Origin of the sequence: Erythrobacter sp. KY5, assembly GCF_003264115.1 — a bacterium.
In the GTDB taxonomy this organism is placed as follows: Bacteria; Pseudomonadota; Alphaproteobacteria; order Sphingomonadales; family Sphingomonadaceae; genus Erythrobacter.
In genome coordinates, this window is the sequence record NZ_CP021912.1 from 723943 (window position 1) to 749572 (window position 25630).

Annotated in this window: 32 protein-coding genes and 1 tRNA gene; 18 read left to right on the top strand and 15 right to left on the bottom strand. The window is 61.1% G+C overall.

The window, feature by feature from the left end:
* Positions 1 to 56 precede the first annotated feature (56 nt).
* Both CD351_RS03500 and CD351_RS03505 read left to right on the top strand, forming a co-directional pair.
* Positions 57 to 416, top strand: coding sequence for a PilZ domain-containing protein (locus tag CD351_RS03500; protein ID WP_111991334.1), 360 nt, complete (start codon positions 57 to 59; stop codon positions 414 to 416).
* 62 nt (positions 417 to 478) lie between these two features.
* A complete protein-coding gene (locus CD351_RS03505; protein WP_111991335.1) occupies positions 479 to 667 on the top strand; it encodes a hypothetical protein in 189 nt (62 codons plus the stop codon).
* Between the two features lie 348 nt (positions 668 to 1015).
* On the opposite strand, the gene CD351_RS03515 is transcribed toward CD351_RS03505, so the two are convergent.
* Entirely contained in the window at positions 1016 to 1237 is a 222-nt protein-coding gene (locus tag CD351_RS03515) for a hypothetical protein (RefSeq protein ID WP_111991336.1), read from the bottom strand.
* Positions 1238 to 1525: 288 nt separating this feature from the next.
* Between CD351_RS03515 and CD351_RS03520 the strand changes: the two genes are divergently transcribed.
* Entirely contained in the window at positions 1526 to 2566 is a 1041-nt protein-coding gene (locus CD351_RS03520) for a ribonucleotide-diphosphate reductase subunit beta (protein ID WP_007166027.1), read from the top strand.
* An 88-nt stretch (positions 2567 to 2654) separates the two neighbouring features.
* Positions 2655 to 3299, top strand: a complete 645-nt coding sequence (locus CD351_RS03525; protein WP_111991337.1) for an MT-A70 family methyltransferase — start codon at positions 2655 to 2657, stop codon at positions 3297 to 3299.
* Here the strand turns inward: CD351_RS03525 and CD351_RS03530 are convergent.
* From CD351_RS03530 to CD351_RS03540, 3 genes are all read right to left on the bottom strand, one after another.
* Positions 3294 to 3896, bottom strand: a complete 603-nt coding sequence (locus CD351_RS03530) for a BglII/BstYI family type II restriction endonuclease (protein WP_111991338.1) — start codon at positions 3894 to 3896, stop codon at positions 3294 to 3296. The two genes, CD351_RS03525 and CD351_RS03530, sit on opposite strands and share 6 nt — an antisense overlap.
* Before the next feature lie 66 nt (positions 3897 to 3962).
* A complete protein-coding gene (locus CD351_RS03535) occupies positions 3963 to 4451 on the bottom strand; it encodes a hypothetical protein (RefSeq protein ID WP_111991339.1) in 489 nt (162 codons plus the stop codon).
* Positions 4448 to 4930, bottom strand: coding sequence for a hypothetical protein (locus CD351_RS03540; RefSeq protein WP_111991340.1), 483 nt, complete (start codon positions 4928 to 4930; stop codon positions 4448 to 4450). The genes CD351_RS03535 and CD351_RS03540 overlap by 4 nt, the downstream gene beginning before the upstream one ends.
* A gap of 109 nt (positions 4931 to 5039) precedes the next feature.
* Between CD351_RS03540 and CD351_RS03545 the strand changes: the two genes are divergently transcribed.
* The 5 genes from CD351_RS03545 (at position 5040) to CD351_RS03565 (ending at position 7489) form a co-directional block, all read left to right on the top strand.
* Positions 5040 to 5297: a YdcH family protein gene (locus tag CD351_RS03545; protein WP_111991341.1), complete on the top strand. Its 258-nt coding sequence runs from the start codon at positions 5040 to 5042 to the stop codon at positions 5295 to 5297.
* Positions 5298 to 5645: 348 nt separating this feature from the next.
* On the top strand, positions 5646 to 6221 hold the full coding sequence (locus CD351_RS03550; RefSeq protein WP_111991342.1) for a DUF4440 domain-containing protein: 576 nt from the start codon (positions 5646 to 5648) through the stop codon (positions 6219 to 6221).
* Positions 6222 to 6307: 86 nt separating this feature from the next.
* A complete protein-coding gene (locus CD351_RS03555; protein ID WP_162627590.1) occupies positions 6308 to 6592 on the top strand; it encodes a hypothetical protein in 285 nt (94 codons plus the stop codon).
* A gap of 100 nt (positions 6593 to 6692) precedes the next feature.
* The gene (locus tag CD351_RS03560) at positions 6693 to 6977 is read left to right on the top strand and encodes a hypothetical protein (RefSeq protein ID WP_111991344.1); all 285 of its coding nucleotides are present in this window, start codon (positions 6693 to 6695) and stop codon (positions 6975 to 6977) included.
* Positions 6978 to 7162: 185 nt separating this feature from the next.
* Positions 7163 to 7489, top strand: a complete 327-nt coding sequence (locus tag CD351_RS03565) for a YdcH family protein (protein ID WP_111991345.1) — start codon at positions 7163 to 7165, stop codon at positions 7487 to 7489.
* A gap of 84 nt (positions 7490 to 7573) precedes the next feature.
* Here the strand turns inward: CD351_RS03565 and CD351_RS03570 are convergent, their stop codons facing one another.
* Positions 7574 to 8254 carry a hypothetical protein gene (locus CD351_RS03570; RefSeq protein ID WP_111991346.1) on the bottom strand — a complete coding sequence of 227 codons (681 nt, stop codon included), beginning with the start codon at positions 8252 to 8254 and terminating at the stop codon, positions 7574 to 7576.
* Between the two features lie 111 nt (positions 8255 to 8365).
* Here CD351_RS03570 and CD351_RS03575 point away from each other — a divergent pair, with 111 nt between their 5' ends.
* Complete coding sequence (locus CD351_RS03575) at positions 8366 to 9304, top strand: sulfotransferase domain-containing protein (RefSeq protein WP_111993567.1); 939 nt, start codon at positions 8366 to 8368, stop codon at positions 9302 to 9304.
* A 4-nt stretch (positions 9305 to 9308) separates the two neighbouring features.
* Here the strand turns inward: CD351_RS03575 and CD351_RS03580 are convergent, their stop codons facing one another.
* The gene (locus CD351_RS03580; protein ID WP_162627591.1) at positions 9309 to 9857 is read right to left on the bottom strand and encodes a thermonuclease family protein; all 549 of its coding nucleotides are present in this window, start codon (positions 9855 to 9857) and stop codon (positions 9309 to 9311) included.
* 145 nt (positions 9858 to 10002) lie between these two features.
* Complete coding sequence (locus CD351_RS03585) at positions 10003 to 10344, bottom strand: DUF2282 domain-containing protein (protein ID WP_111991348.1); 342 nt, start codon at positions 10342 to 10344, stop codon at positions 10003 to 10005.
* Positions 10345 to 10551: 207 nt separating this feature from the next.
* Here CD351_RS03585 and argB point away from each other — a divergent pair, with 207 nt between their 5' ends.
* The 5 genes from argB (at position 10552) to CD351_RS03610 (ending at position 14180) form a co-directional block, all read left to right on the top strand.
* Positions 10552 to 11466 carry an acetylglutamate kinase gene (gene argB, locus CD351_RS03590; protein WP_111991349.1) on the top strand — a complete coding sequence of 305 codons (915 nt, stop codon included), beginning with the start codon at positions 10552 to 10554 and terminating at the stop codon, positions 11464 to 11466.
* A gap of 90 nt (positions 11467 to 11556) precedes the next feature.
* Positions 11557 to 11853, top strand: coding sequence for a YggT family protein (locus CD351_RS03595; RefSeq protein ID WP_111991350.1), 297 nt, complete (start codon positions 11557 to 11559; stop codon positions 11851 to 11853).
* The gene (folD, locus tag CD351_RS03600) at positions 11850 to 12743 is read left to right on the top strand and encodes a bifunctional methylenetetrahydrofolate dehydrogenase/methenyltetrahydrofolate cyclohydrolase FolD (protein ID WP_111991351.1); all 894 of its coding nucleotides are present in this window, start codon (positions 11850 to 11852) and stop codon (positions 12741 to 12743) included. The genes CD351_RS03595 and folD overlap by 4 nt, the downstream gene beginning before the upstream one ends.
* Positions 12740 to 13501, top strand: coding sequence for a hypothetical protein (locus CD351_RS03605; RefSeq protein ID WP_234027204.1), 762 nt, complete (start codon positions 12740 to 12742; stop codon positions 13499 to 13501). The genes folD and CD351_RS03605 overlap by 4 nt, the downstream gene beginning before the upstream one ends.
* Positions 13502 to 13559: 58 nt before the next feature.
* Positions 13560 to 14180 (top strand): MarC family protein, encoded by a 621-nt coding sequence (locus CD351_RS03610; protein WP_111993569.1) that lies wholly within the window; start codon positions 13560 to 13562, stop codon positions 14178 to 14180.
* Between the two features lie 18 nt (positions 14181 to 14198).
* On the opposite strand, the gene CD351_RS03615 is transcribed toward CD351_RS03610, so the two are convergent.
* From CD351_RS03615 to trxA, 3 genes are all read right to left on the bottom strand, one after another.
* Entirely contained in the window at positions 14199 to 14846 is a 648-nt protein-coding gene (locus CD351_RS03615) for a hypothetical protein (RefSeq protein ID WP_111991352.1), read from the bottom strand.
* A 99-nt stretch (positions 14847 to 14945) separates the two neighbouring features.
* Positions 14946 to 15551, bottom strand: a complete 606-nt coding sequence (locus tag CD351_RS03620; RefSeq protein ID WP_111991353.1) for an LON peptidase substrate-binding domain-containing protein — start codon at positions 15549 to 15551, stop codon at positions 14946 to 14948.
* A gap of 17 nt (positions 15552 to 15568) precedes the next feature.
* Complete coding sequence (gene trxA / locus CD351_RS03625; protein ID WP_111991354.1) at positions 15569 to 16501, bottom strand: thioredoxin; 933 nt, start codon at positions 16499 to 16501, stop codon at positions 15569 to 15571.
* Positions 16502 to 16729: 228 nt separating this feature from the next.
* On the opposite strand from trxA, the gene CD351_RS03630 reads away from it, so the two are divergent.
* Together CD351_RS03630 and CD351_RS03635 are read left to right on the top strand one after the other, a co-directional pair.
* A tRNA-Gly gene (locus CD351_RS03630) sits at positions 16730 to 16804 on the top strand.
* A 224-nt stretch (positions 16805 to 17028) separates the two neighbouring features.
* On the top strand, positions 17029 to 19212 hold the full coding sequence (locus CD351_RS03635; RefSeq protein WP_111991355.1) for a TonB-dependent receptor: 2184 nt from the start codon (positions 17029 to 17031) through the stop codon (positions 19210 to 19212).
* A 93-nt stretch (positions 19213 to 19305) separates the two neighbouring features.
* Here CD351_RS03635 and CD351_RS03640 read toward each other — a convergent pair whose 3' ends face one another.
* Positions 19306 to 20493, bottom strand: coding sequence for a trans-acting enoyl reductase family protein (locus CD351_RS03640; protein ID WP_111991356.1), 1188 nt, complete (start codon positions 20491 to 20493; stop codon positions 19306 to 19308).
* Between the two features lie 502 nt (positions 20494 to 20995).
* Between CD351_RS03640 and CD351_RS03645 the strand changes: the two genes are divergently transcribed.
* The gene (locus CD351_RS03645) at positions 20996 to 21664 is read left to right on the top strand and encodes a flavodoxin reductase (RefSeq protein ID WP_111991357.1); all 669 of its coding nucleotides are present in this window, start codon (positions 20996 to 20998) and stop codon (positions 21662 to 21664) included.
* 83 nt (positions 21665 to 21747) lie between these two features.
* On the opposite strand, the gene CD351_RS03650 is transcribed toward CD351_RS03645, so the two are convergent.
* From CD351_RS03650 to CD351_RS03665, 4 genes are all read right to left on the bottom strand, one after another.
* Positions 21748 to 22677 (bottom strand): hypothetical protein, encoded by a 930-nt coding sequence (locus CD351_RS03650; RefSeq protein WP_111991358.1) that lies wholly within the window; start codon positions 22675 to 22677, stop codon positions 21748 to 21750.
* A gap of 482 nt (positions 22678 to 23159) precedes the next feature.
* Positions 23160 to 23714: a dCTP deaminase gene (dcd, locus tag CD351_RS03655; RefSeq protein WP_111991359.1), complete on the bottom strand. Its 555-nt coding sequence runs from the start codon at positions 23712 to 23714 to the stop codon at positions 23160 to 23162.
* A gap of 130 nt (positions 23715 to 23844) precedes the next feature.
* The gene (locus CD351_RS03660; protein WP_111991360.1) at positions 23845 to 24894 is read right to left on the bottom strand and encodes a hypothetical protein; all 1050 of its coding nucleotides are present in this window, start codon (positions 24892 to 24894) and stop codon (positions 23845 to 23847) included.
* Positions 24895 to 25080: 186 nt separating this feature from the next.
* Positions 25081 to 25620, bottom strand: a complete 540-nt coding sequence (locus CD351_RS03665; protein ID WP_111991361.1) for a hypothetical protein — start codon at positions 25618 to 25620, stop codon at positions 25081 to 25083.
* Between the last annotated feature and the right edge of the window lie 10 nt (positions 25621 to 25630).

Consider the following 25630-nt stretch of genomic DNA (forward strand, 5'->3'; position numbering starts at 1 on the left):
CCCCGCGCCAGTATATTTTACCAGGCTTTAAGCCCGATCATGTATCGCTCTGAAGCATGAAAACGAGGCAGACCAAGCGCAAGCTCAGCAATGTTCCGGGACGGTATCTCGCTGATCTTGGCGACCCGCACGATGTGATCTTGCGCGATGTCTCGGTTGGCGGTTGCCGTTTCGAGAAGGGCGAGCGCAGCTTCACCCTCGGCTCTCCGATCCAGATCATGGTGGCCGGAACCGGCCCCCACCGCGCGATCGTCAAGTGGATTGCGAAAGGCGAGGTGGGCATCGGCTTCGCGCAGCCGCTTTCGCAGGCGCAGGTCGATGGATTTCAGGCGAGCCACGTGCCCGGCCCGTCGCAAGCCAATATCTCTGCGACCTTCAGCCAGATAAACGACACCCGCCCACAGCGTTTCTGCTGACGCACCCCTCGCGCGCTTCTCGAAAGTGTGGCAATCTTGCTCCCGCTTGAAGGGAGAAGAGCATGCCGCTGCAAATATGGGTCGGGATCGGGGGCACACTGGTGGCGCTCGCATTCGTTGCCAATGGAATACGACACATCCGCCGGGGCGAAGGACACCTCGCCAATGCCGGACGCCTGCATATCGCGATGGCGACGCTGTTCATTCCGGTGCTGTGGCTGATCGTGCTGTTTCAGGTGATGAGCGCATGATGCGGGTAATCGCCGCCTTTGCTCTTGCGCTGCTGCTGTCCGCCTGCGCGAGCCAGATCGACGCCGGGGTCAGCACCGATCCAGACGCGCCCGGCGTGTTCTGGGGTATCTAACACGGTTTCATCTTCCCGTGGGCGTGGATCGGCTCGCTCTTTTCGCCTGACATTGCGGTCTATGCCGTGCCCAATTCGGGCGCGTGGTACGATTTCGGCTTCTTCCTGGGCATCACGGTGCTGGGAGGCGGAAGCTTTTTCGGATCGAAGAAAGCCAGAGGCTAGGCACGAAAAAGCCGCCCTCGCGCCGTTTGGCGGTAGGGGCGGCTCTTCGTATTCGGGTCGCGAGAGGTCTTTAGCGCAGACTTTCCTTCGCGCTCCTCTGCGCGACCGTATCGTTGTCATTCTCACCATAGGGGAGGTTCCCCATAACCGATCGCGGCGCGCCGTCTTCGCGGTAGCGCGGTTCTGCCGGGCCGGAGCGTTCGGGTTCGAACGGATGGTCGGACTTGGTGAGGGTGATGTTGCGGCTGTCTCCTTCGGGGAAGGGGCCGGTAAGCGGGCTGTTGTTGGCCATGGGCGGGTCCTTTCGTCTTTCTCGTCTTCCCCTGATTTACAAAGACCGGCGCGCGAGCGTTCCGAAAAACCGTGCAGGCCCAAAAAATCGCGCAGGCGGCCCGGCGCTTGTATGCTATGCACGTTAAGTTGATGCACTGCGCACAAGAGGCTTTGCGAAGCTTTTCGCCTGCCTCCGCCCGACTCGGATTTTGCACGGTTTATCCCCGGCGATGAGTCACTGCTTGCCTTCGAATCCGTAGCCTGATTCCCTATATGAGTCGTTCACGCCAGACAAAGGGACCACAAGATGTCGTTGCTCGAAGCCCGGAACACCTACAAGCCGTTCGAATACCCCTGGGCGTATGAGTTCTGGAAACGTCAGCAGCAGATCCACTGGATGCCCGAGGAAGTGCCTCTGGGCGAAGATTGCCGCGACTGGGCGCAGAACCTGACCGAGCATGAGCGCAACCTGCTCACCCAGATCTTCCGCTTCTTCACGCAGGCCGATGTCGAGGTGCAGGATTGCTATCACGACAAATATGGCCGCGTGTTCAAGCCGACCGAGATCAAGATGATGCTCGCCGCCTTCTCCAACATGGAGACGGTCCACATCGCGGCATACAGCCACCTGCTCGACACGATCGGCATGCCCGAGAGCGAATATTCCGCCTTCCTCGATTATGAGGAAATGGCCGACAAGCACAATTACATGCACCAGTTCAGCGTCGACACCGACGAGGACATCGCCCGCACGCTCGCCATGTTCGGCGGCTTTACCGAAGGGCTGCAGCTGTTTGCATCCTTCGCGATGCTGATGAACTTCCCGCGCTTCAACAAGATGAAGGGCATGGGCCAGATCGTCAGCTGGTCGGTGCGCGATGAAACCTTGCACTGCGAAGGCATCATCAAGATGTTCCACACCTTCTGCGAAGAGCGCGACTGCCTGACCAAGGCGGTGAAGGAAGACATCATCGACATCTGCCAAAAGACCGTCCGCCTCGAAGACGCGTTCATCGACCTCGCCTTTGAAATGGGCCCGGTCGAAGGGATGACGGCCAAGGACATCAAGAAATATATCCGCTACATCGCTGACTGGCGACTGGGCCAGTTGAACCTTCAGCCGATCTACATGATCGATGAACACCCGCTGCCATGGCTCAGCCCGCTGCTGAACGGTGTCGAGCACGCCAACTTCTTCGAAGCCCGCGCAACTGAATATTCAAAAGGCGCGACCAAGGGCAACTGGAACGACGTGTGGTCAAGCTTCGACAACCGCCAGAAAGCCAAGGCCGTCAACGAAGACGCCGAAGGCGAGGACGGCCCGGATATGTTCGAAGCGGCGGAGTAGTTGCTGCAACTTTGGTGGCAATCCCTTGACTGGGTGGTCTGAATGATTCAGATCTCGTTTTGTTCTCATCAAGAGCGCGGAGGCTCGAATGTTAGATCCAGACGGCAGTCAAGAACCAAGCGCAAATCTTTTGCGGACCGCTAATGGGCGTCAATTTGGAACCATTCTGGCAGATCCGCCTTGGCAGTTTCAAAATCGCACCGGCAAAGTCGCACCAGAACATAAGCGCTTAAATCGTTATGCGACGATGAAGCTCGACGAAATTTGTGAACTTCCTGTGGCTGACATAGCGGCTGATCGTGCGCACCTTTATCTTTGGGTTCCGAACGCACTTTTACCCGATGGAATGCGAGTGATGGAAGAGTGGGGCTTTCGCTACGTCTCGAACATCGTTTGGGAGAAAGTGCGTAAGGATGGCGGACCTGATGGACGCGGTGTCGGCTTCTACTTCCGCAACGTGACGGAAATCCTTTTATTTGGTGTTCGCGGGAAAAATGTTCGGACGCTTGATATGGGTAGACGACAAGTGAATATCATCCGTAGCCAAAAGCGAGAGCATAGCCGGAAGCCTGATGAGCAGTACCCAATCATCGAGGGTTGTAGTTGGGGGCCGAGGATTGAGCTTTTCAGTCGTGGTGTCCGAAAGGGTTGGACGGTTTGGGGCAATCAGGCCGATGATACCTACGAACCTGACTGGGCAACTTATGCCAACCACAGCGCGTCTGGCTCATAGCATGGCACTGTCATCCACATAGAGTTCGGGCGAGATAGCAAAAGTCAAAATCGGGCAGCCTCCGCCTCCGCCACCCTCCAGTCTAGGGACAAGTTTGCTATGATGGGTCGTGGATGCTCCGTAGCTCGATCCTTTGCCTAAACGCTTGAAGATCGTTTGCAGATCGCTTGCCCGAGTGATTATCACGCCAACATCGATAACTCGAAGATCGAATAGCAGTCGAAAGTTGTTTAGGTCGCGATCGTAGAATGGGTCCTTGTTGTTCCATTCTACTTCCACACCGACGCGACCTTTAAAACAATCGACACTATGGGTGGGAGTTTCGTACTCATGCCCATCGACTTCGATTTTTGTGTCGAAGCTCTTTTCTACCCAGCCTAGTTCGTAGAATTTGCCATCAAGCTTCTCGGCGATGGGCGACTTTCGTCCTCCTGCTGTCAAAATGTCCGTCTTAGTTAGTTCGAATGCTCGGAGAACTTCTAGAATGTCGGCCCACTCGTTCGGGCAAGCTGTAGTTAGCACTCCCGCTGCATTTCGCCATTCATGGACGATGTAGCCTTTGCGAATGTCATCGGGGACTAAATGTAAAGTGGACATTGTCAGCAACCATCAATCTGGAACCTATCAGCAATTCGCTCACTGATAGCGCGCGCAGGTCGGTAATCAAACCCCACCCAACAACACCCGCGAATACCAAACATGCGCCGACAGCACCGCACGCCAGCCGGATTGGTCGATCCCTCCGACCCACGATCCAAAGTAAAGCCGCGACCCGCCCCCCATCGGTTCCACGCAGAACCAGCTGGCGGTGCTCGTGTCCTTGCTCTCCAGCAACACCTGCGCGTTTGTTTGCGCTACCGATCCGCTGCTTGAGCGCGCTTCCCGTCGCTCCACCAGCTTCCATGCGCCGAACCTATCCGTCTCGCCGCTGGCCAGCGCGCGGATGTCGGCGCGCCCGGCGGGGGTGCGCAGGGCTTTGAGGATCAGGCGTTCGGGCAGGAAGGCCATGCTGGAGTAGAACCGCTCGATTAACTGCGCGAGCGTCACTTCGCCCGGTACATCGCGCCAGAAACAGTCGCGATAATCGCTCGCGTCGCCGAACTGGGCGAGCAGGCTGCCTTCGGGCACGTCGCAGGCGGTCACTTTGCTCATGCGTTTCTTTTAGCCTCAGACGCCGGCCTTCGCATCCGCTCATCTGGCCTTCGCGCCAGCACTACGCCAGCCGGGAACAGCGCAAAACCGATCTGGCCCAGCAATCCCCACACTCCCGGCGGCTCAAACAAACCGGCAAGCCAGCCGCGCGGGGTCTCGCCAAAGACGCCCACCGCAAGGGCAAGTTCGGCCATCATCAACAGCGCAAAGGCAAGCGCGCCCATCGCCAGCGCCGCTCGCACGGTGCCAATCGCGAAGCGCGCCGTCAGCCGCCACGCGGCGATCATACAGGAGGCGATGATGATCGGCATCTCGATCAGGACCGCCATCTCCTCTCCCACGCGCGGCACCAGCCACAAGGTGCGCACGGTGCCGAGCATGAAGCCGATGGCAAAGACCACCGCCCAATAGGCCGTGCCCGCCGCAATCGCGCGCTTCGTCGCGGTGCGCGGAGCGGGCTGGGATCGCAGGTCGGGCATGGGGCAAACCTACACCGCGATGGCAGGGACACGAATTGATGCAGGTCAATTACCGCGCTGCGGCGCGCGCCTAGAGCTTGCTCACACACCAGATGGGAGAGCCACCAATATGTCGCAGCACACGCCCAACGCGCTGACCGAAATCTTCAAGCGCCACCGCGAAATCCTGACCCGGCTGAAGGGCGAGGATGCGCATTACGCGCGGCTCGCGGATGAATATCACGAGGTAAACCGCGAGGTGCACCGGATCGAGGCGGAGACCGAGGCGGCCAGCGACGAGCGCACCGAAAGCCTCAAGAAACAGCGGCTCAAACTGCTCGACGAGATCACCGCCATCATCTCGCGCGAGAGGACGGCGGCTTCGTAAAAGAGGCGCTCGCGGCGTTTTCCTACAGGCGGGGCGTGGTGGTATTGCGGGCGCATGATCTGTGCCTGCCTGCCGCCCTGCCAACCCTGCGCTGCGCCACAAGAGAGCGCGGCGTCGAAGGTGACGCTGTGCCCCTCGCAAAGTGACGTTTTCAGCGCGCAGGGTGACACTTTGGCGGGCAGGGTGACACTTTTGGCCTGCGACGGTGACACTTTGCGGTTTTTGGCCCTGGACCGTGTAACATGCGGTCCACTTCTCGCACCGGGAGGGCTTTGCGAAGCCTCTTCGCCTTGCACCGAATCGGGCCGTGTGTATGACTGAGGTAATACACCTTGGGAGACACTATCCATGATCACCGCCCTTGCCCTGCTTATCGCGCAAAGCGCCGCGCCGGCCCCGGCTGCGATCCCGCCCATCGAAACCGCGCGCGAAACCATCGCGGCGCAGGACAGCGCGCTGTTCTGGGCGGCGTTCGAGGGGTGCGACGGGGACAAGGTGCGCCGCTACCTCACCGATGACTTTCGCATGATCCACGATGTCGGCGGGCTGGTGGTCGAGAGCGGCGACGAGTTTGCGCAGCAGATTGCGCAAAGCTGCACCGACCGCGAGGAAGGCGGGCCGCAGGAGGGCTATCTCAACCGGCGTCTGCTGGTGCCCGGTACGCGGCAAGTCACGCCGCTGGGCGACTGGGGCGTGCTCGAGCGGGGCGGGCACACCTTCCACGAACGCCGGATGCGGCCAGCGGGAACCTACGATGCGAACGATCCGGGCGGGCCAACCTGGGTGCAGGTGGGCGGGGCGCGCTACATCCATGTGTGGCGCTGGATGAGCGAGGAAGGCCGCTTCCGCCTCGCCGAAAGCATCAGTGTCGATCACGGCGCCGCGCCGCCATACCCACCCTCCTTGCCGGAAGAGGGAGGCTAGCGGCGGAAGCGCCTCTTGGAACCTAGCGCCGCATTGCCGCGTTGCTAGGGACAGATACACAGGAGAAACCCCCAGGAGACCCCACCATGCGTACCCTCATGACCAAGACCCCCTTCGCCCTTGCCGCTGTCGCTGCATTGACGCTGTCGGCCTGCACGGCCGAGAGCGAGAGCGCCAATGCGGGCGCGGACGACCTTCCCGAAACTCCGATTGCCGATGACCCCGAAGCGATCAGCGACGACGAGATCGTCGAAGCAGTCCCCGGCGTCGAAGGCGCTGATGCCGAAGGTGACACCGGCAACACGGCCGACCTCGGCGAAGAGGAAAACGCCGAATTCGGCGAGCCGGGAACCAAGCCGCCGAGCGAGTAAGCCGCGCGCGTGGCCCGCTTGTGTCAGCGAAAATGGAACGCTTGCGGGCCTCTGCGCATTGGTCAGGCAAATTCGAACACCAAATTCAAGGACCTGATCCATGCGTACGACATTCAAGCCCATCATGACCTTAATGACCGCAGTTTGCGCAACCAGCTTCACGCTGGCCGCCTGCACCACCGAACCGGACGAAGTTGCGGAGGCTCCCATCGAACAGAGCACCGTCGTTGATGCAACCGCGCCGGGTGTCGGTGTCGCGAACGAGGACGGCGGCGCGGAGCCGGTGACGGCAATCCCGGGTGAAGACGTCTATGGCGAACCCGACCTCGCCGAACCCGAGGCCCCTTCGGGCGCGGAACCGACGAACGACATCGAGCCGGGCTGAACCGCGCCTCCTCGATAAAGAGCGCAAGCTCACGCAAAAACCGCGCCTTCGTCCCCCTCGAAGGTGCGGCTTTGCTGTCGGGTCGAACTGCACGGGCGCTTGGGCAAGGCCCTTTGACGCACGTCAAAGACGCTTGTTGGAGAAGGGCTTAAGCCTCCTCATGCAAAACGCATCAGGAGAAACGCATGTCCGCACACACGCCTCACGAGCTTCACGACGAGTTCCCGCATGACGCGGCGACGCTGACCCGTCTCAAGCTGACCGACAATCACTTCTGCAACCTTGCCGGGCGCTATCACGCTCTCAATCGCTCGATCCACCGGATAGAGGTCGAGATAGACAGCACCTCCGATGCATATCTCACGCGGCTAAAGAAGCAGCGGCTGATGCTGCTCGACGAGATCGCAGCCATGATCGAGGATGCCGAGCTGCGCGTTGCGGCGGACCATTCCACACCTGATTCGGCAGCAGCGGGTCTGTTCGGTCGCTCCGACAGCCCGGTCGCTGCCTGACTACGGACGCGCTGGGATCCGGCGCTGCGAGAGAGGGCAGCGCCGCGCGATACGATGTATGAGAGTGGCGTCAAAGGCGAGGCGTCACTCTCTCCCCTCTTCTAAAGACGCTTCATGGCCCCAGGCCGCGGGCGGAGCTTCCACCTCGTTGGTGAGGTCGAACTCCACCCGGAAGAAACGCGGCTCTGGCGCGCCGCCCTCGACGGTGCGCTCAAGCTGATAAGCGAACCGGGCGTCTGGTGTGCCCGCAGGATCGACCTCGACGGTCCAGACATTGGTGACCGAGGCGCCCAGGCCCTCGCGCTCGAACAGGGCGATGCTCTCCTGATCCACGGGAAAGTCCTGCGAACGGGCCGTGCCATCCTCTGCGGTGTCGCCGCCATACATGGTGACCGCATCAGGTTCGCCGTCTTCGTGGCGGTGATCGTGCTTGAGCCGCAATCCCGCCGCGCCTTCAGCCTCGGTGCGGGTGACAAGCCATGTGCGCGAGCGGTCCCACTCGTCCCCGAGCTTCACATGGAAGGGAACCGCGATGCGGTCGTCGCTGCACTCGCTGACATGCATGACCATGGGAGCATCGACGAAGTCTGCATCGGCAGCGTCATTGCTGACCAGTCGCCCTTCGAAAGCCTTGCCGCAATGGCTGGCGAGCGCATCGAAGAATGCATCTTGCGGTGCTGGCGGCGTTGGCTGTTCGGGTTCGGCGCAGGCGCTTAGCAGCGCGAGTGCAGCGAGGGGGGCGGCGTGTCCATATGCAAATGTCATGGTTCGGGCCTAGCGCGGCGGAGCGCGGAAGTCTTGGCCTACTTGAGGTTGCACCCTCCCATTGATGCGCTACGCAAGCAGGCAAGGGCGCTGGTAAAGGGGGAACGGGCAATGACAGGCAGCACAGGTCAGGCAGAGCAGGACGCTTTGCCGGGGCGCGCAACCAATATCGAGGAATACGGCGCGATGATGGGCCGCGCGATGTTGGGTGAGCGAACAAACCACAGACCTTACGAGCCTCAGCAAGGCGACGTCTTCATCACCAGCTGGGCCAAAAGCGGCACCACCATGTCGCAGCAGATGTTCCACCAGCTTCGCACCGGAGCAGCAGGCGGAGACATGGACTTCGACGACATCAGCCGCGTCGTGCCTTGGGACGATACCGCCTACCTGATCGACTTCGACATGACCGCGCCGCAGGTCGCCTCGCCAAGAGGCTTCAAATCGCACCGCGAATATGAGCGCCTACCCGCCGCTATGCGCTACGTGGTCACCCTGCGCGATCCCAAGGAAACCTTCGTATCGTTTTACCGCTTCCTCAATGGCTGGCATCTCGAACCCGGCGCGGTGCAAATGGAGGACTTCATGCCGTTCTGGGAAGGCGGCGGGCCGGGCGGCTGCGATTATGCGACCCACCTCATCAGCTGGTATGCGCGCCTCAATGAGCCTGACAGCCTCGTGACCACCTATCGCTGGACGGTGAAGAACCGGGCGCAGGCGATCCGCCAGATGGCTAAGCTTTGCGACATCGAACTGACGCCTCAGATCGAGGCGCTGGTGCTTGAGCGGACCACGCGCGAATTCATGAGCGAGCACGAGCACAGGTTCGACGATGCGATGATCTGCGCTGTGCTGGAGGAACGCTGCGGCGTTGCAGCGGCGAGCGATTCGACCAAGGTGCAGAAAAGCGGCAGCACGCTGGATGCGCTGCCCGCCAGCATATCCGACGCGATCGACGCGATGTGGGCTGAGCGTATTGCGCCAGTCACGGGCCACGCCGATTTCGCCTCGCTCGCGAAGGAAGTCGATGCAGCGCAGGGCGGGCGCTGACGCCTTACTCGCACCAATCCTGCGGCGAGCTGCCCCAGCCGCTTTCGCTGGCAAGGCCGCCTGCGATCATGGTCTGGGCAAGGTATTCGCGCGAACCATCGGGCAAGATCCGGCGCGCGCTGCGAAGCTCGCGGCCATACTGATCGCGCGGAGGGCTGGCATCTCCGTTCCATTCGAACGGCCCTTGCGCCAGCCATTCGAACAGCCGGTCGCGCGCGGTCAGGGCAAACTGGCTTTCGCTGGCGCATTGCCCGTCGAGCTCAGGTGCATCGAAGCCGATGAGGCGGATCCGGCGGCGCTCAGCGCCAAAGCCGATCACCACCGTGTCGCCATCGACCACGCAGCCCGGCGCACTCTCGCCGCTGCCGCAGATAACGAAGTGTTCATCCACCTCGACCCAGCCGCGCTCGTGGAGCATGGGTCTGAATGCGAACCACCAGATCGCCATGACGATCAATGCAAGAACGGGCACGCGCCATAGCAGCCACCAGTCGAGCAATCGTCCGCGCGATGAGGAGCGCCTTTTCGGGCGGCGGAAGCGTGTGCGAGCCATGAATGGATAGCTAGCAGGGAGCAGCACCGCGCTCCACCGTCAGCACATAGTGGCCACAAATGACAAAGGGCCACCCGGATCTCTCCGGGCGGCCCTTCGAAAGTGTCGCGGCTCATCTACCTTGTCGGCATGCCGCTTTGACCGCTTATGCGTCGGCGAGATTCTCGGTCTCTTCGAGTGAGCCGAACGATCCGTCGGGCCGTTCGATCGTCACGCAGGTGCCCTCGTCGACATAGGTCCAGGCGTTGCCCTGATAGTCGATCACGCTGGTGCCGGCACAGCTGGTGCCGGGCCCTGCGGCGCAGTCATTCTGGCCTGCGGGCGAGATGCCGAAACACTTCTCTTTCGCGCCGTCATCTGCGGCTGCGACTTCGGTGACTTCGCCTTCAGCGGCAGCTTCGGTCGGCGCTTCTGCTCCGCCCGAACACGCAGCGGCAAGGCCTGCTGCGGCAGCTATGGCGATTGATCCGGTAAAACGAGTGTTCATGGTTGTTCCTCCAGTCCTGTTAATCCCAAGCGGCACCAAGGATCGGCACCGTTTCCAACCGATTCGAAGAGAAACAGGGTTTGGTTACAGTGCCAAGTGTTAAATGCGCAAAACAGCGGTGAGCGGTGCCCCTGCTTCCCTCAGCCGCACGAAGCCGCTAAGCGCGCAGGCGAGTGATTTCCCGCGTGATAAAGGCCCCTTTGCCCCATGAATGCTGAGAACCCGACCCACGACCGGGCTGTCGATTTGTCGAAGACAGAAATCCTGATCGAGGCGCTGCCTTACTTCCAGCGATACGCCGGGCGAACCTTCGTCGTGAAATATGGCGGCCACGCCATGGGCGAACCCAAAGCCGCGCGCGACTTTGCCGAGGATATCGTGCTGTTGAGAGCGGTCGGCATCAATCCGGTGGTTGTCCATGGCGGTGGACCTCAGATCGGGGAGATGCTCTCGCGGCTGGGCGTTGAGAGCACATTCGTCGACGGCCTGCGCGTCACCGACGAAGCCACCGCCAAAATCGCCGAAATGGTCCTGTCGGGCGCGATCAACAAGGAGCTGGTCGGCTGGCTCAGCAATGCAGGCGGCAAGGCTCTGGGGCTGTCGGGCAAGGATGGCGGGCTGGTCACCGCGCGCAAGGTGTCGCGCACCACGCGCGATCCCGAAAGCCTGATCGAAAAGGCGGTGGATCTTGGTTTCGTGGGAGAGCCTGCCCATGTCGACACATCGGTCATCGATACCGCTGTTGCCGCAGGAATGATCCCGGTCATCGCCCCGATCGCAGGCGGCGAAGACGGCGCGACCTACAACATCAACGCCGACACGATGGCGGGCGCGATTGCGGCGGCGCTGGGTGCGGCACGCCTTTTCCTGCTGACAGACGTGGCAGGCGTGCTCGATGGCGATGGTGAACTGATCACGGACCTGACGCCTGCCGATATCGCAAAGCTAAAGGACACCGGCGTCATCCAGGGGGGCATGGTCCCCAAGCTCGAAACCTGCGTTTCAGCGGTGGAATCGGGGTGCGAGGCGGCGGTCGTGCTCGACGGGCGCGTTCCGCATGCGATGCTGCTGGAGTTCTTCACCGCTCGCGGCGCGGGGACGCTGGTCAAGGCGGACGAATAGGCCCAATCGACAAGCGACACTGGAAATGGGCGTGTTAGTCAGCTAATACGCCATACAAGGCACTCAAAGCAAAGGTACGGCACGAAAAGCATGCAAGGACTATTCGCACTCTACGAGATCATCGAGCTGCTGGTGCAGGTCTTCGTGATGCTCATCATCGTCCAGTTCGTGATCGGACTGTTGTTCGCCTTCAACGTGGTGAACCAGGGCAACGACTTCCTGCGGCAGGTTTACGAATCGATCAATCGCCTGCTCGATCCCGTGCTGCGGCCCATTCGCAACATTATGCCTCAGACCGGCGCGCTCGACCTGTCGCCGCTGGTCGTGATCGTCGGCGCGCAGATCGTGCTCATTGTCCTTCGTTCGATTATCTCCAGCGTCGCATGACCGCTACACGTATTGATGGAAAAGCCTTCGCCGCGCGCCTGCGTGAACGGGTTGGCGAGCATGCCTTGGCATTTGCCGAGGCTGCCGGGCGCAAGCCGGGACTGGCGGTCGTACTGGTCGGCGATGACCCTGCGAGCGAAGTCTATGTCGGCTCGAAGGGCAAGGCGACCGTGGCTGCCAACATGCTGAGCTTCAAGTACCGGCTACCCGCCGATGCGAGCGAAGAACAGTTGATAAAACTGGTCGACGACCTCAACCAGGATGACCGGGTAGACGGCATTCTGGTCCAGCTTCCGTTGCCTGGTCACCTCGACGAACAATCGATCATTGCCGCGATCAGTCCCGACAAGGATGTCGACGGCTTTCACGTGATCAACGCCGGTCGTCTGAGCGTGGGACAGTCGGGCTTTGTGCCGTGCACGCCGCTTGGCTGCATGATGCTGCTCACAGACCGGCTCGGCGATTTGTCCGGTCTTGAAGCGGTCGTGATTGGCCGCTCCAACATCGTCGGCAAGCCGATGGCGCAGCTTCTGCTCGACGCAAATGCCACCGTTACCGTTGCTCACAGCCGGACGAAGGACCTCGCCAGCGTCGTCAAGCGCGCGGACATCGTCGTTGCGGCAGTCGGTCGTCCGCAGATGATAACGAAGGACTGGCTGAAAGACGGCGCGACCGTGATCGACGTGGGGATCAACCGCCTGCCGCCCGAACCTGGCAAGGAAAAGGGCAAGCTGGTCGGCGATGTCGCTTACGACGAAGCGTCCGAGGTCGCCTCGGCGATTACGCCGGTGCCGGGCGGTGTCGGGCCGATGACCATCGCGGTGCTGCTCAGGAACACGGCGGTCGCCGCCTATCGCAATGCAGGGCTGAAAGTGCCGGAGGGACTATGAGAAAGACCACTGCCGCCATCACGCTGATCACGCTTGCCGCCATGCTGGCGGCTTGCGGAAGCCCTCGTCCGCGCGGACCGTCCAACGCGGTCATTGCACGGGCATTGACCGGCGCTCCGGGTGAAGCGCAGCCGAGCACGCTGGTCTCGACCGAAATCGCCTATGCGCGGGCAGCCAAGGAGCAGGGGCAGTTTACCGCGGGGTCGCAATTTGCCGCTGCGGGCGCCATTTTCCATACCCGCAATGGCGGCGTGCCATACGCGACGCTGGCTCCCACGCTGGAGAACCCCGAGACTGCGACCGAATGGGGGCCGCGCACCGTCCTCATGAGCTGCGACGGTTCGGTCGCGCTCACACAAGGGCGCTTCAAGGACCCTGAGGGCTTCGTTGGCAACTATGTTACCGCATGGACGCGGCAGACTGATCTCAGTTACAAATGGACCTACGACGTGGCAGGACGCGATAACCCGCAGCCCCCGCCGCGCCAGCAGTTCGAGGATGGCGATATCGTCGTCACCGCAATCGATTCGGTTCAGGGCCTTGTCGCCACCTGTCCGAACGAGCGCATCGTGCTGACGCCCGCGCCTGCCGATTCGCCCGTGGCCATGGGCGGCGCAAACGTCAAAACCTCGCGCGATGGCACCTTACGCTGGCGATGGGAACATCGCAGCGAGAACGACAAATACGTGGTCGCAGAATATTTCTACAACGGTGCATGGGTGACCGCGATCGAGGAATCCTTCGGGTCGGCCTCTTGATCTTCGTGGCGAAGGGTGTTCAGGGCGGCTTTTGACGCGAACATCGTGAGCCGCCATGCTGCCTGAACTTTTCATCTCTGCCTTCATCACCCTGTTTGTGGTGATCGACCCTCCCGGCTGCGCTCCGATTTATGCCGGGCTGACCAAGAGCGCGAGCCCGGCTCAGGCGCGCAACATGGCTTTGCGCGCAACCGGCATTGCGGCGATCATCCTCCTCATCTTTGCCTTTTTCGGCGAGGATCTGCTTGGCGCGCTTCATATTGAGCTGGACAGTTTCCGCATTGCCGGCGGGTTGATGCTGTTCTTCATCGCGTTCGAAATGGTGTTCGAAAAGCGAACCCAGCGCCGCGAGGAACGCGCTGACAAGGTCAGCGCAAGCGAGGTTGAGGACGTCTCGGTCTTCCCCATGGCCATGCCGATGCTGGCAGGACCGGGGGCAATCGCTGCAATCATGCTGCTGATGAACGAAGCCGAGACACCGACCGAAACGGTAGAGGTGTTCATCGCCTTGGGCCTCGTGCTCATCATCACGGCTGCCGCACTGGTCGCGGCAGGCCCGCTGATCCGGTTGCTTGGAGACAAGGTCGAGGCGGTCATTACGCGGCTTCTGGGCGTGCTGCTATCCGCACTTGCCGCACAATATGTGATCGATGGGTTAAGGGGTAGCTTCGCTAGCTGACGCGCCGTTTCGAGTGCGTCAGTAATTCACCCAAGGCGGCAGCGGCATGGCGCCGCCCGATGTGCTGAACTGCACAAACTCGTCCTCGATCTGCGCGCCGTGATTGTACCGCCGGGGCAGGCGACCCTGAACGTGAAACCTGAACGCATCCAAACGCGTGCCTGGCTCTTCGAAATGGAGCGTCAGATCCTGACCCTTCAGCTCACCGGCCTGCCAGCATGAACGAAACAGTCGACCGGACTGCGATGCCCCGTCATTGATCTCCAGGGTCAGCGATTTGAGCTTGAGAGCACCACTATCTGGCCGGTCGCAGTCGATCCGCAGGTGAGCCCGGTCGAGCCTGTTGTACATTTCCGCCGTGTCGACGAGCGATGTCGAGGTCTTGTAAGGCGCGATCCCGAAACCACCACTGAAGAGAAGCGCTTTCGGGGCTTGCTTCTCCCACTCGTCGGTACGTGCCTCGGGCACGGGATCGCGCCAGGCGGCATGGTATATATGCGCGGGCGATTTGATTTCAGACAGCAGAGAACCGAACGCACGCTGCGCCATCATTTCGCCCTGATGAAGGTCCTCGGCGGGTATCGGAGGGTAGGAGCGCAGCGTCGTCTGGCCGCCGTAATCGTGTTCGAAAACAGCAATCGGATCGAGTTGCAGTGCTTCAGGCATGGCGCCAACCTGCCCAACGAAGAAATCGTTTGCAATCTTTATGGTACGCCGAACGACGGTGATCCATTTTGGGGCTGGCCACCCCCGTACAAGCCAAACCTATTGCAGCGTCGTGATCTCTTCGGAACCGTCGCTGCGGCCGTAGAACTGCATCAGCTGCATCAGCAGTTCGCAGCGATCGGTCAGGCTGTTTGCTTCCAGCAATGCTTGTTTCGATGCCGGGTCGAAGGGCGCGATTTGCGAAACGCCATTGATGAGCGACTGGTCGTCGAGCTTCTCCACCGAGTCCCAGTCGACGCTATACCCCTGCGCATCGGCAAATTCGCGCGCTTCCCGCTCGAACCCACCGCGCTGGGCATGGCTGAGAACTTCGTCCTCGTCATCATCGATAAGCTCACCTTCAACCTGCCGAAACGCGGTGGTGACGTCGAGCTCGCGCACGAGATGGAAGCGCGACATGCCCTCAAGGATCAGGTTGTAGCGACCGTCATCCATAGCCTCGATCTCGCCGATCCGGCCAACGCAGCCCACGGTGTATAGCGGCGAGCCTTCGACAGGGCGCTGAGGCTGGATCATCGCTATTCGGCGATCGCGAACCAGCGCATCGCCGACGAGCGCGCGATAGCGCGGTTCGAAGATGTGAAGCGGAAGCTGAAGACCCGGAAACAGGATCGCACCGGGAAGAGGAAAGATGGAAAGGCGCAAAGGTTTAGCCAACACGCTTATCCGAACAAGATCTTCGACAGGCGACGACGGGTGGCAACGACCCACTCATCCTCAAGCCCGGTCGCTTCGAAGATCTGGAGCAGCTTTGCACGCGCGGCGCCATCGTTCCACTCGCGGTCCGCCTCGATCATGGCGAGCAGCGTGTCGGCAGCTTCATCGCGCTGGCCGCCTGCGAAGGCAGCTTCAGCGTAGGCCATTTGCGCTTCCATGTTGTCGGGCGCGGACTTGGCTGCATCGCGCAGGCTTGCAAGCTCGCTGTCGTCAACCTGTGTGCCCGCGAGTTCGATCGCGCTCTTTGCAGCAGCGACCGATGGGTCGCTGGCAAGCTTGGGATCAGCCTCGATGGCGGCCATGACCTGGCGGGCCTCTTCAACCTGTCCAAGCGCAACGAGCGAGCGGACGAGGCCTGCATGAGCGGGCGCGTTGTCGCTTGCGAATTCGGTGACCTGCGCAAAGATGCTGGCGGCGCGCTGTGCATCGCCTTCGCCAAGCGCGTCCTCGCCCATCTTGACGAATTGTTCGAGTTCCTCAGCCGAAGGGCCTTGCGGCGCGCCATCGGCACCGCCAGCGCCAGCTTCGACCGGAAGCTGCGCGAGCAGCTGGTCGAGCGCCTGCTTGAGCTGCGATTCGGTCCGCGCGCTGGTAAGATCGGCAACCGGCTGGCCCTGGAACAGGGCATACACGGTCGGGATTGACTGAACCTGGAACTGGCTGGCGATGAACTTGTCTTCATCGACATTGATCTTGGCCAGCACCACGCCCTTCTCGGCATAGTCGGCGGCGACTTTTTCGATTACCGGGGCAAGCGCCTTGCAGGGGCCGCACCATTCGGCCCAGAAATCGACGATCACCAGCTTCGTCTTGGACGGTTCGACCACCTCGTTGCGAAAGCGTTCAACTGCCTTTTGTTCTTCGATGTTAAGACCCATGCTCGCCAAGGGAATGCTCCTGAATTGAAGATCGATATCTACCTGGCCCCTAATGTGGGACGTTTTGCGGCCTTGTGAACCTTGCATTGTGCGCTGGCTAGGTGGCGTTCGTGCAATATTGCAGATTCGATGCAATTTTACGCTTGCAGGCTCTCAAGCGCGCTGCTAATCGCGCCGCCTCCCCGACAGAGAAATGGCAACATCGCCTCTCTGTGAAGGCGTCAGTGAGCGGGCGTAGCTCAGGGGTAGAGCACAACCTTGCCAAGGTTGGGGTCGGGCGTTCGAATCGCCTCGCCCGCTCCATTTTCTTTCATCCAATTTCGGTTCTCCGCGATCGGCGCAGTTCATGCGCCTGACAGATTGCGTGTCATCTTTGCCGCACACTTTGTCGAAAATCGGGGAATTTCGGCTGTTTGTCGGGTTGAGCCGGATTCATTGTTGCACTTCGGGTCCAGATGACTAGTGCGTGATACATTGTCACATTGTGACGTTATCACATCCACTCAAGGCGAGAAGACTCAATCCCCATGAAACCGATCACCTCCCGTATTGCCATGGCCACCGCGCTCTCCTTTACCCTCGTCGCAGCACCGGCGTGGGCGAACGAAGCGGATAAGGCGCCTCAGGCCAACGAAAGCGCGCAACAGGGTTCTGCCGACCGCAATTCTTCCAGCCGCGCGGATGTGCCTGACGATGTACACTATCGCGGCAACATCATCGTGGCGGCCGAAGGCTTGCAGGAGCTCGACTTCATTGCCGGGCAGGATGTGCTCGAGGTTGAGGAGATCCAGCGCAACCTCAACGGGCAGATCGGTGAAGTGCTCGCCAAAGTCCCCGGCGTTTCGGCAACAAGCTTTGCTCCGGGAGCATCGCGCCCGATCCTGCGCGGTCTCGATGGTGAGCGTGTGCGCGTGCTTATCGACGGGCTCGGCACGGCAGATGTGGGCAACACCTCTGCCGACCACGCAACCACGATCGACCCGCTGACGGTCGAGCGCATCGAGGTCCTGCGCGGTCCGGCGGCGCTCCTTTACGGTAGCCAGGCCATCGGCGGCGTCGTCAATGTGATCGACCGCCGCATCCCGACCGTCGTTCCCGACCACACCATTCACATCGATGCGCTCACCGCCTTCGACACCGCCAGCAACCTGCGCAGCGGCGGCGCGTCGATCGACATTGGCTTGAACGACATGTTCGTCCTCCACCTCGACGGTTCGTTCCGCGAGACCGACAACCTCGAGATCCCCGGCTTCCAGCTGACCGACGATCTGCGCGCCGACCTGCTCGCCGATGCAGCCGAGGAGGAAGCGGAAGGCGAGTTCGAGGAAGCCGACGAGCTTCGCGAAGCCGCCAACCAGCAGGACTTCCTCCCCAACAGCCAGACCGAAGCCTACACCTTCAATGGCGGCTTTGGCGTCATCCTTGGCGAATCCACCTTGGGCGCGTCGGTCGGGTATTACGACACGACCTACGGCCTGATCGGCAACCCTGAGGGTGGCCATCACCACGGCGAGGAAGGCGAAGGCGAAGAGGGAGAAGAGGAAGGCGAAGAGACCGTCTCGATCGGCCTTGAACAGTGGCGCTTCGACTTCAGCGGCGACATTGCGCTTGGCGAAGGGTTCATCGAACGCCTCAAGCTTCGCGCTGGCTACTCCGACTATACCCACACCGAGTTCGAAGGCACCGAAGTCGGCACCGTGTTCGACACCGAGACCTTCGAAGCGCGCGCCGAGCTGATCCAGTCGACCGGCGGCGTGATCGGCGTTCAGTTCCTCAACCGCGACTTTCAAGCCGTGGGTGAAGAAGCCTTTGTCGCTCCCAACGAGACCGACCAGTTTGCGGTCTTCACCGCGCAGGAATTCGACCTTGGCGGCGTCCAGCTTGAAGCGGCGGGCCGCTACGAGATGGTGGACGTCAGTTCCGCACCGCTCGGACTTGAGCGCGACTTCGACCTGTTCTCCGGCGCCCTGTCGGCCATCGTGGAGAGCGACGGCGGCACCCGCGCCGGTGTCACCCTCTCGCGTTCCGAGCGCGCCCCTGCCGGCGAAGAGCTGTTCGCCGACGGCCCGCACATCGCCACCCAGGCCTTCGAGATCGGCGACCCCAACCTCGACGTTGAAAGCGCTTGGGGCATCGAGACTTTCGTGCGCGGCGACGTTGGCGACATCTCCTTTGGCGGCTCGATCTACTACCAGCAGTTCGACGACTTCATCTACCTGTCACCCACCGGTGAGGAAGAGGACGAGCTTCCCGTCTTCGTCTATCTCCAGGAAGACGCGCGCTTCTTTGGCTTCGAAGCCGACATTGCGATGCCGATTATCGAGCGTGACGACTTCACACTCTCGACCGACCTTCGCGCATCCTACGTCGATGCTGAACTGACCGATGGTCTCGGCAACGTGCCCCGCATCCCGCCGCTCAGCCTGCTCGCAGCCGTGACCGGCGAGACCGGCCCGTTCGAAGCGCGCGCCGAAGTGCAGCACTTCGGTGAGCAGAACGACACCGCCGAGTTTGAGACAGAGACCGACGATTTCACCTTCGTCAATTTCTACCTCTCATGGCGCCCGATCGAGACGAACCAGAACGTCGTCGTCCAGCTGGCGGGTGAGAACCTGTTCGACGTCACCGGTCGCCGCCATGCGAGCTTCACCAAGGATTTCGTGCCGCTTGCCGGGCGTAACATCCGCGCAAGCCTCCGCCTTAGCTTCTAGGGGACGCATAACGGCGAAGGGCCGTGTAGGAAAACGCTAAAGCGAGCGGGCCGCCGGGATGACCGGTCGGCCCGCTTGTTCGTTGAGGTCCGTTCAGTTCTCCAGCGTGAAGCTGATCTCGGCGTGCTCCTGAAGCCGGTCTACCAGCGCCTCACCCAGGAACGCCCCCGGAGTGCCGACCCCGCCCTCTGCGTCTGAGGACAGCAGCGCAATGCCCGTTTCGGCAAGCATACGGCTGGTCGAGCCGTAGCCCGGATCGTACTTTCCCTTCACGCCGAAGTTGAGCGTTTCGTCGCCCGGACCGTGGGCGACGAAGACGACATCGTAGAAGCCGTTCTCGCGCTCTTCGGCGGTGGGGCCTTCGCCGGGCTTGGGCGGCTTGGCACCGAACGGGTTCTTCATCATCGCAACCGCAGCTTCGGCCATCTGCTTGCCCGCATCTCCGGGGCTGGTGAGCATCATCTCGTCATACTTGAAGTCCTCGCCATAAGGATGACCGAGGAGGTAGTTGGTGCGGTGCACGTTCTTGGTGTTGATCGGCGCCATCACGAAGGGCGCGGCCCATTTGCCAAGCCCGCTTTCATAGGTCGGCACCATGCCCGACGGCTGGCTTGGCCCTTCGAAGTCGCCGGTAAGCGCGAAGGGATTGGCGAGCGTCTTGAAGATCGAGGGGTTCTTCGCCGCCGCCTTCATCGTCGCGGTCAGGCTGGCTGCCGTGCCGCCGGAGAAGGTGCCCGCCATCGCGCGAACGCGGCCCTTGATGCGATTGGAAGGCTTGCCCCAACGCTCCTTCGCGGCCTTTTGCGTCATCATCACGCCGAGGTCGAAGGGGATCGAATCGAACCCGCTGGAGAAGGTAATGCGCGCGCCGCTTTCCTTGGCGATATCGTGCAGTTCCTCGATCTTGTCGGCCATCCATGCCGGCTCTCCGCACAAGTCGGCATAATCGGTCCCGACGCGGGCGCAGGCGGCGACCAGTTCATCGCCATAGAGTTGGTACGGGCCTACGGTGGTGAGCACGACCTTGGTGCGCTTCGCCATCGCTTCCATCGCCTCGCGGCTGTCGGCATCGGCCACGACCAGCGGCGTATCGTCGGGCGCGCCGATCAGCGTGCGCACGTCTTCGAGCTTCGCCTGATTGCGACCCGCCATCGCCCATTTGGGTGCGTTATCGCGGTTGCCGTAATGCGTGGTCAGATACTCCGCGACCAGGCGGCCGGTGTAACCGGTTGCGCCATAGACGATGATGTCGAATTCGCGGGTCTCTTTGCTGTCAGCCATATTCACTCTCCTTTGGTCCCCCAATTGCCCCCCATGTGGGGGTGCGGGAAGGCTGAGTCAAAGACCATTTCGAGCAGGATGCCGAGCGCGTCCGGCGGGTGAGAAGTGGACCGGATGTTACACGGTCCAGAGGCAAAAACGGCCAATGTGTCACCGTGGGTGCAAAAAGTGTCACTCTAGGCCTCAAAGTGTCACCCTTTGCGCCGAAAGCGTCACTGTAGCGCCGGGCAAAGTGTGACCCTTCAGGGCGGCAAGTGTCACCTTTATAATGCGGCGCTCGATGGCAAGGGCACGCTGCAAAGGCAGCGATAGGCGACGAGGCGGGGGCGTGTTGCATCGCCGAACTTGAAGCAGAAAAGCGCTGAGTAGGAAAATCCTGCGCCCGCTCGCTCGGGCATCGTGGAACGCGCGAGGCTGGAAGAGAGTTGGAAGAGGTGAAACCACCAGCGTCCGCAGGCGTTGATCACATTCCACCCCAGCCCATGAGGAGCCTACCCCGCCCATGTCCCACACCCTCTCCCTGCAAGCCATCCGCCCGCTCACCCACAATGTGCAGGAACTGACCTTTGATCGGCCCGATGGCTATGAATTCACGCCGGGACAGGCGACCGATTTCGCATTAGACCGCGATGGCTGGCGCGAGGAAAAGCGCCCCTTCACCTTCACCTCGCTCCCCGATGCCGAGCATCTGCAATTCACGATCAAGTCCTACCCCTCGCATGACGGCGTGACCGAGCAGATCGGGATGATGAAGGCAGGCGACGGCGTCATCATCGAAGACCCGTGGGGCGCGATCGAGGACAAGGGGCCGGGCACGATCATTGCGGGCGGAGCGGGGCTGACCCCGATGCTCTCGATCCTGCGCGCGCGTCAGGCGAGCCATGGCGATCTCGATGGCTATCGCCTGATCTTCTCCAACTCACGCGAGAAGGACATCATCCTTCGCGAGGAACTGGAGCGCATGCCCGGCCTCGCGCTCGACCTGCTGCTGAGCGAAGAGGACACGCAAGGCACCCATCATGGCCAGATCGATGCCGACTATCTCGACGGTGCAGGGCTCGATTTCAGCGAAACCTTCTACCTGTGCGGCCCGCCGCCGATGGAAGAAGACGTATCGACGCTTTTGGCGGCGCGAGGCGTGAGCGAAGATCGACTGGTGCGCGAGCACTAGGGGTGTCTGGAATGAGTGGGAAGGGGGCGGTCGGCTCTTGGCGGACGAGGCCTACATGCTGCCTTTCGAACACACCGATGGCGTCACTCGACGGGTCGTTTACCATCAACCCGGGGAGCTGTGCGTGGTAGCTGCGCTCGGGCAATTAGTGGCAGGACCTGAAGCATACCGCCCCGGATTTGCTGCCACATAGCCGCCAAGATGATGGCCACGATGCCTGTGATCGTCAGCGAAATCGCAAACAGATCAAGACCAAGTAAAGAGAATAAAGTGAATTTCAGGAACAGAGTTCCGATAAGTGCCATACTCACGCGATCAAACAGAACTGCGTATATGAAGTAGGATAGAAATGCCATCATGGCTACACAGCTCGCCGCAGGCGAAGTCATCGTGATTTGCTTGAGCGAAGTCGCAATTGGCGGCCCTGGATGCGCAAAAGACTCGTAAAGGAGAAAGAACTGCCCGGCGATTGTTATGCCGCCTATGACGTGAAGCCAGAATGCGACATCAGACCTCGAGGTTTCGCGGTAGACATCGCTCATGTCGTGCCAGCACGCCAGCGCCAGAGAGATGACAGCGAAACCTGTAGGCCACATAACGAAGTTCCACGTCGAAGGCGTCCCGACGATGATAATGGCTATCTCGCCGCCCAGAACAAGGATCGCTGCCATCATTACGGCGAATGCCAGCGGGAGGCGATAAGCTAACCAGAAGGCGGCTGCAGTGATGGCGGCAGCGCCGAACATGATAGCCGAATGCTCCGCTTCGAATGGCGCGCCCTCAGCTACTCCGGTGTCGATCGAGGTAATCAATCCGAGCGACATGTCTGCTATACCGAAAACAGAGCCCGCCAGAAGCACCATGAGCGGAATGCCTTCGCCGCGAGCATGGAAGTGCGCGGACACCGCGAAAGCGAGCGCTGCAACGATCAGACCCGCGAACGAGCCCACGAACATTCTGGCAATGATCATGAGGCCTGCCAGGACGACGAGAATGGCGAAAGCGGCAAACATCGACTTTGCTGAATATGAAATTGGCCTGTCGGTCGCGCGATCCCGGCTCGGCGAATGATCGGACAGATCGTTCAGGCTCGCTCGAATGCGCGTTGCGGCGGCATCGGATATCCCGCTGGCCCCTAAAGCTGCTTCCAGATTTCGCCTGTCATATAATCGCGACACCGGCTGCTCCTAGTGCGGAAAGGGTGCCTTATGTCATTCGAGCCTATACATTTCCCTAATTCGTAAAGTCGTGCCGCGAGCGTTGCTAGGCACTCACGGGAGGTAGGCCGTGTACGCCACACGAGGTGTCAGCTTTTCATCCCCTTTATCTCGCGAAGCGGCGCAGATTATCGGAACTAAAATCTCTGCTCGCTGCGTCGGACATTTGGGCGCCAAGCCGACAACACACGGTTTCTCGTGAACGACCGCTTTTGGCGACAGCTTGAAGTCGCCGCTACAACCGATACTAGGGTCGTAAGCAGTCATGGAGGCTGCTTCTATAACCGAGGCAGCGTCACGCCCTTCTGGCCCATATATTTGCCTGCCCGGTCGGCATAGGTGACTTCGGGGCGTTCGTTGCCCTTGAGGAACAGGAACTGGCACGCGCCTTCATTGGCGTAGATCTTGGCCGGTAGCGGTGTGGTGTTCGAAAATTCGAGCGTCACGTGACCCTCCCAACCCGGCTCCAGCGGGGTGACGTTCACGATGATCCCGCAGCGCGCATAGGTGCTCTTGCCGAGGCAGATGACGAGCACGTCTTCGGGGATGCGGAAATATTCGACCGTGCGGGCGAGCGCGAAGGAGTTGGGCGGAATGACGCACACGTCCTGATTACGGTCGACGAAGGAGTTCGAGGCGAAGTCCTTGGGGTCGACCACCGCGCTGTCGACATTGGTGAAGATCTTGAATTCGGGCGCGACGCGCGCGTCGTAGCCGAAGCTCGACAGCCCGTAGGAAATGCACCCTTCGCGCCGCTGCGCCTCGACGAACGGCTCGATCATGCCGTGCTGCTGCGCCTGCTCGCGAATCCACTTGTCGGAAAGAATTGCCATGGCCTCAAGTGATTCCCGATTGCTCGGCGCGCGGCAAGCGCGGGCGCGGTTTTATCCGGCGGAGTCTTGCGCTCGCATCGCCGGGCCGACCCTGCGCGCAGGTCCGGCAGAGGCCACGACGCTCCTTTGATCAGGGCGGCGGGGCAACGCCCTGCACGACGGTGGCGACGTTCGACGTGCCGATCTGACCGACGCTTGAGAAACTGCCAAGCGTGTCAAACTGGCTGACATCGGCGCTGTTCAGCGTGCCGCCCTGGAAGATCTGGCTCGAATTGCCCGCGCCAAGCTGGGTGAGCAGCGCTTCGTTATCCGAGCCGCCGCCATTGGTGCTGTTCTGGTCGATCAGGCTTTCGTTCGAAGTGCCTTCCTGCAAAACGAACGCCTCGTTGAGCGACTGTTCCTGAACGATTGTGCTGCGATTGCTCGTCCCGTCCTGCCTCACGTCGGCGAAGTTGTCTTCAGCAACGCTCACACGGTTCTGGTCGATGTCGCTGAAATTGGCTGTGCCGATCTGCACCACGGTGGCGTCGTTCAGGTCTTCGTCCTGAAGGATAAAGCTCTCGTTGTCGGTGCCGTCCTGCGTCACGTCAGCGATCTGGAAGTCGCCGCTGCCCAAGATATTCTGCTGAATGGTGCTTTCGTTGCCGGTGCCGTCCTGGTCGACGAATGCCTGATTATCGTCGCTGGTGCCAGAATTGCCCTGGACGACATTGCTGACATTCGACGTGCCGAACTGGTCGACTTCGATCAGGTTGCGGAAACCGAACGAACTGCCGTTTTCGGCCTGTGACACGGTGCTGCGGTTGGTGGCGCCTTCCTGAATGACGTCGACCACATTTGGGCCGTCCCCACCTTGACCGACATCGGAATCGTTGCCGGTGCCGATTTGTTCGACAAATATTTCTGCACGTCCCGCAATGATGCTTTTGTCACCATTCTGGTCGACATTCGAGATGTTGCCGCTGCCGTCCTGATCGACTTCGGTATCGTTCTGGGTCGAGCCAGCGGCCTGCGTCACCGTAGATTCGTTCCCGTCGCTGCCGAGTTGATTGACAAGGACCGTGCTGTCCGATCCGTTTTGCGTCACCAAACTGGTGTCGCCGGTCGCTTGCGCAAATCCGGGCGTTGCGGCAGCCAAAGCGATAATGGCCGCACTTGTCGTGAAGGTTGTCTTGATCATTGTAAGCCCCCCCAGGCTTGGATCGACGCGCTGAAACCGCGCCGCGTGCACCGATCGGGGAATGCGACTCCCCAATACCTGACGAAGGAGCCTACCTGCTCGGCAGCTAAGTGACAACACTTGGTAGGTTTTTGTTAAGCATGTCCCGGATCAGGGCGCTTTGCGGGCACTCACCCAGGCGGCGGATCAGATCGGCTCCGCACCCAGTTGCGGGTTGAGCGCGGTGATGTGGTTCAGCCACCTTTTCGGACGGCGCAGCATGTCTTCAGGATACTCGACCCTCAATCCCAGCACCCGCGCCATCTCTCCGACGAAATGGATGCAGTTGCGTTCACTCAAGCTGTAGCGCTTGCCCGGCTCCATAGACCAGCGGCGCACTTCGCGGATGATGGCGTAATATTGCTCATCCGTCAGCGTGATCGAAAAATGGCGGTTGGTGCGGCTGATGTACTTTTCCGGCTCGGCCTCGACCAGATGCTCTACCCAGTCGCGCGTCGCCGCTGCCGTGACCGATCTCGCGGTAAAGCCGTAATTCTCGTTCACGGCCTCGCCCGTTGCATCCACCGTTCCGTCAAGCACGATGAAGGTGTGCGGGTAGCGGCCAAACAGGACCGATCCGTTGAACGAATGGAAGTGGATCTGGACCTCGGCCAGCGCCGCACCGCTCCACGCGAAGGCGAGAAGCGCGAACAGATGGGTGAAGGCGCGGGCAAGGCGTCTGGTCATCGGTGTGACT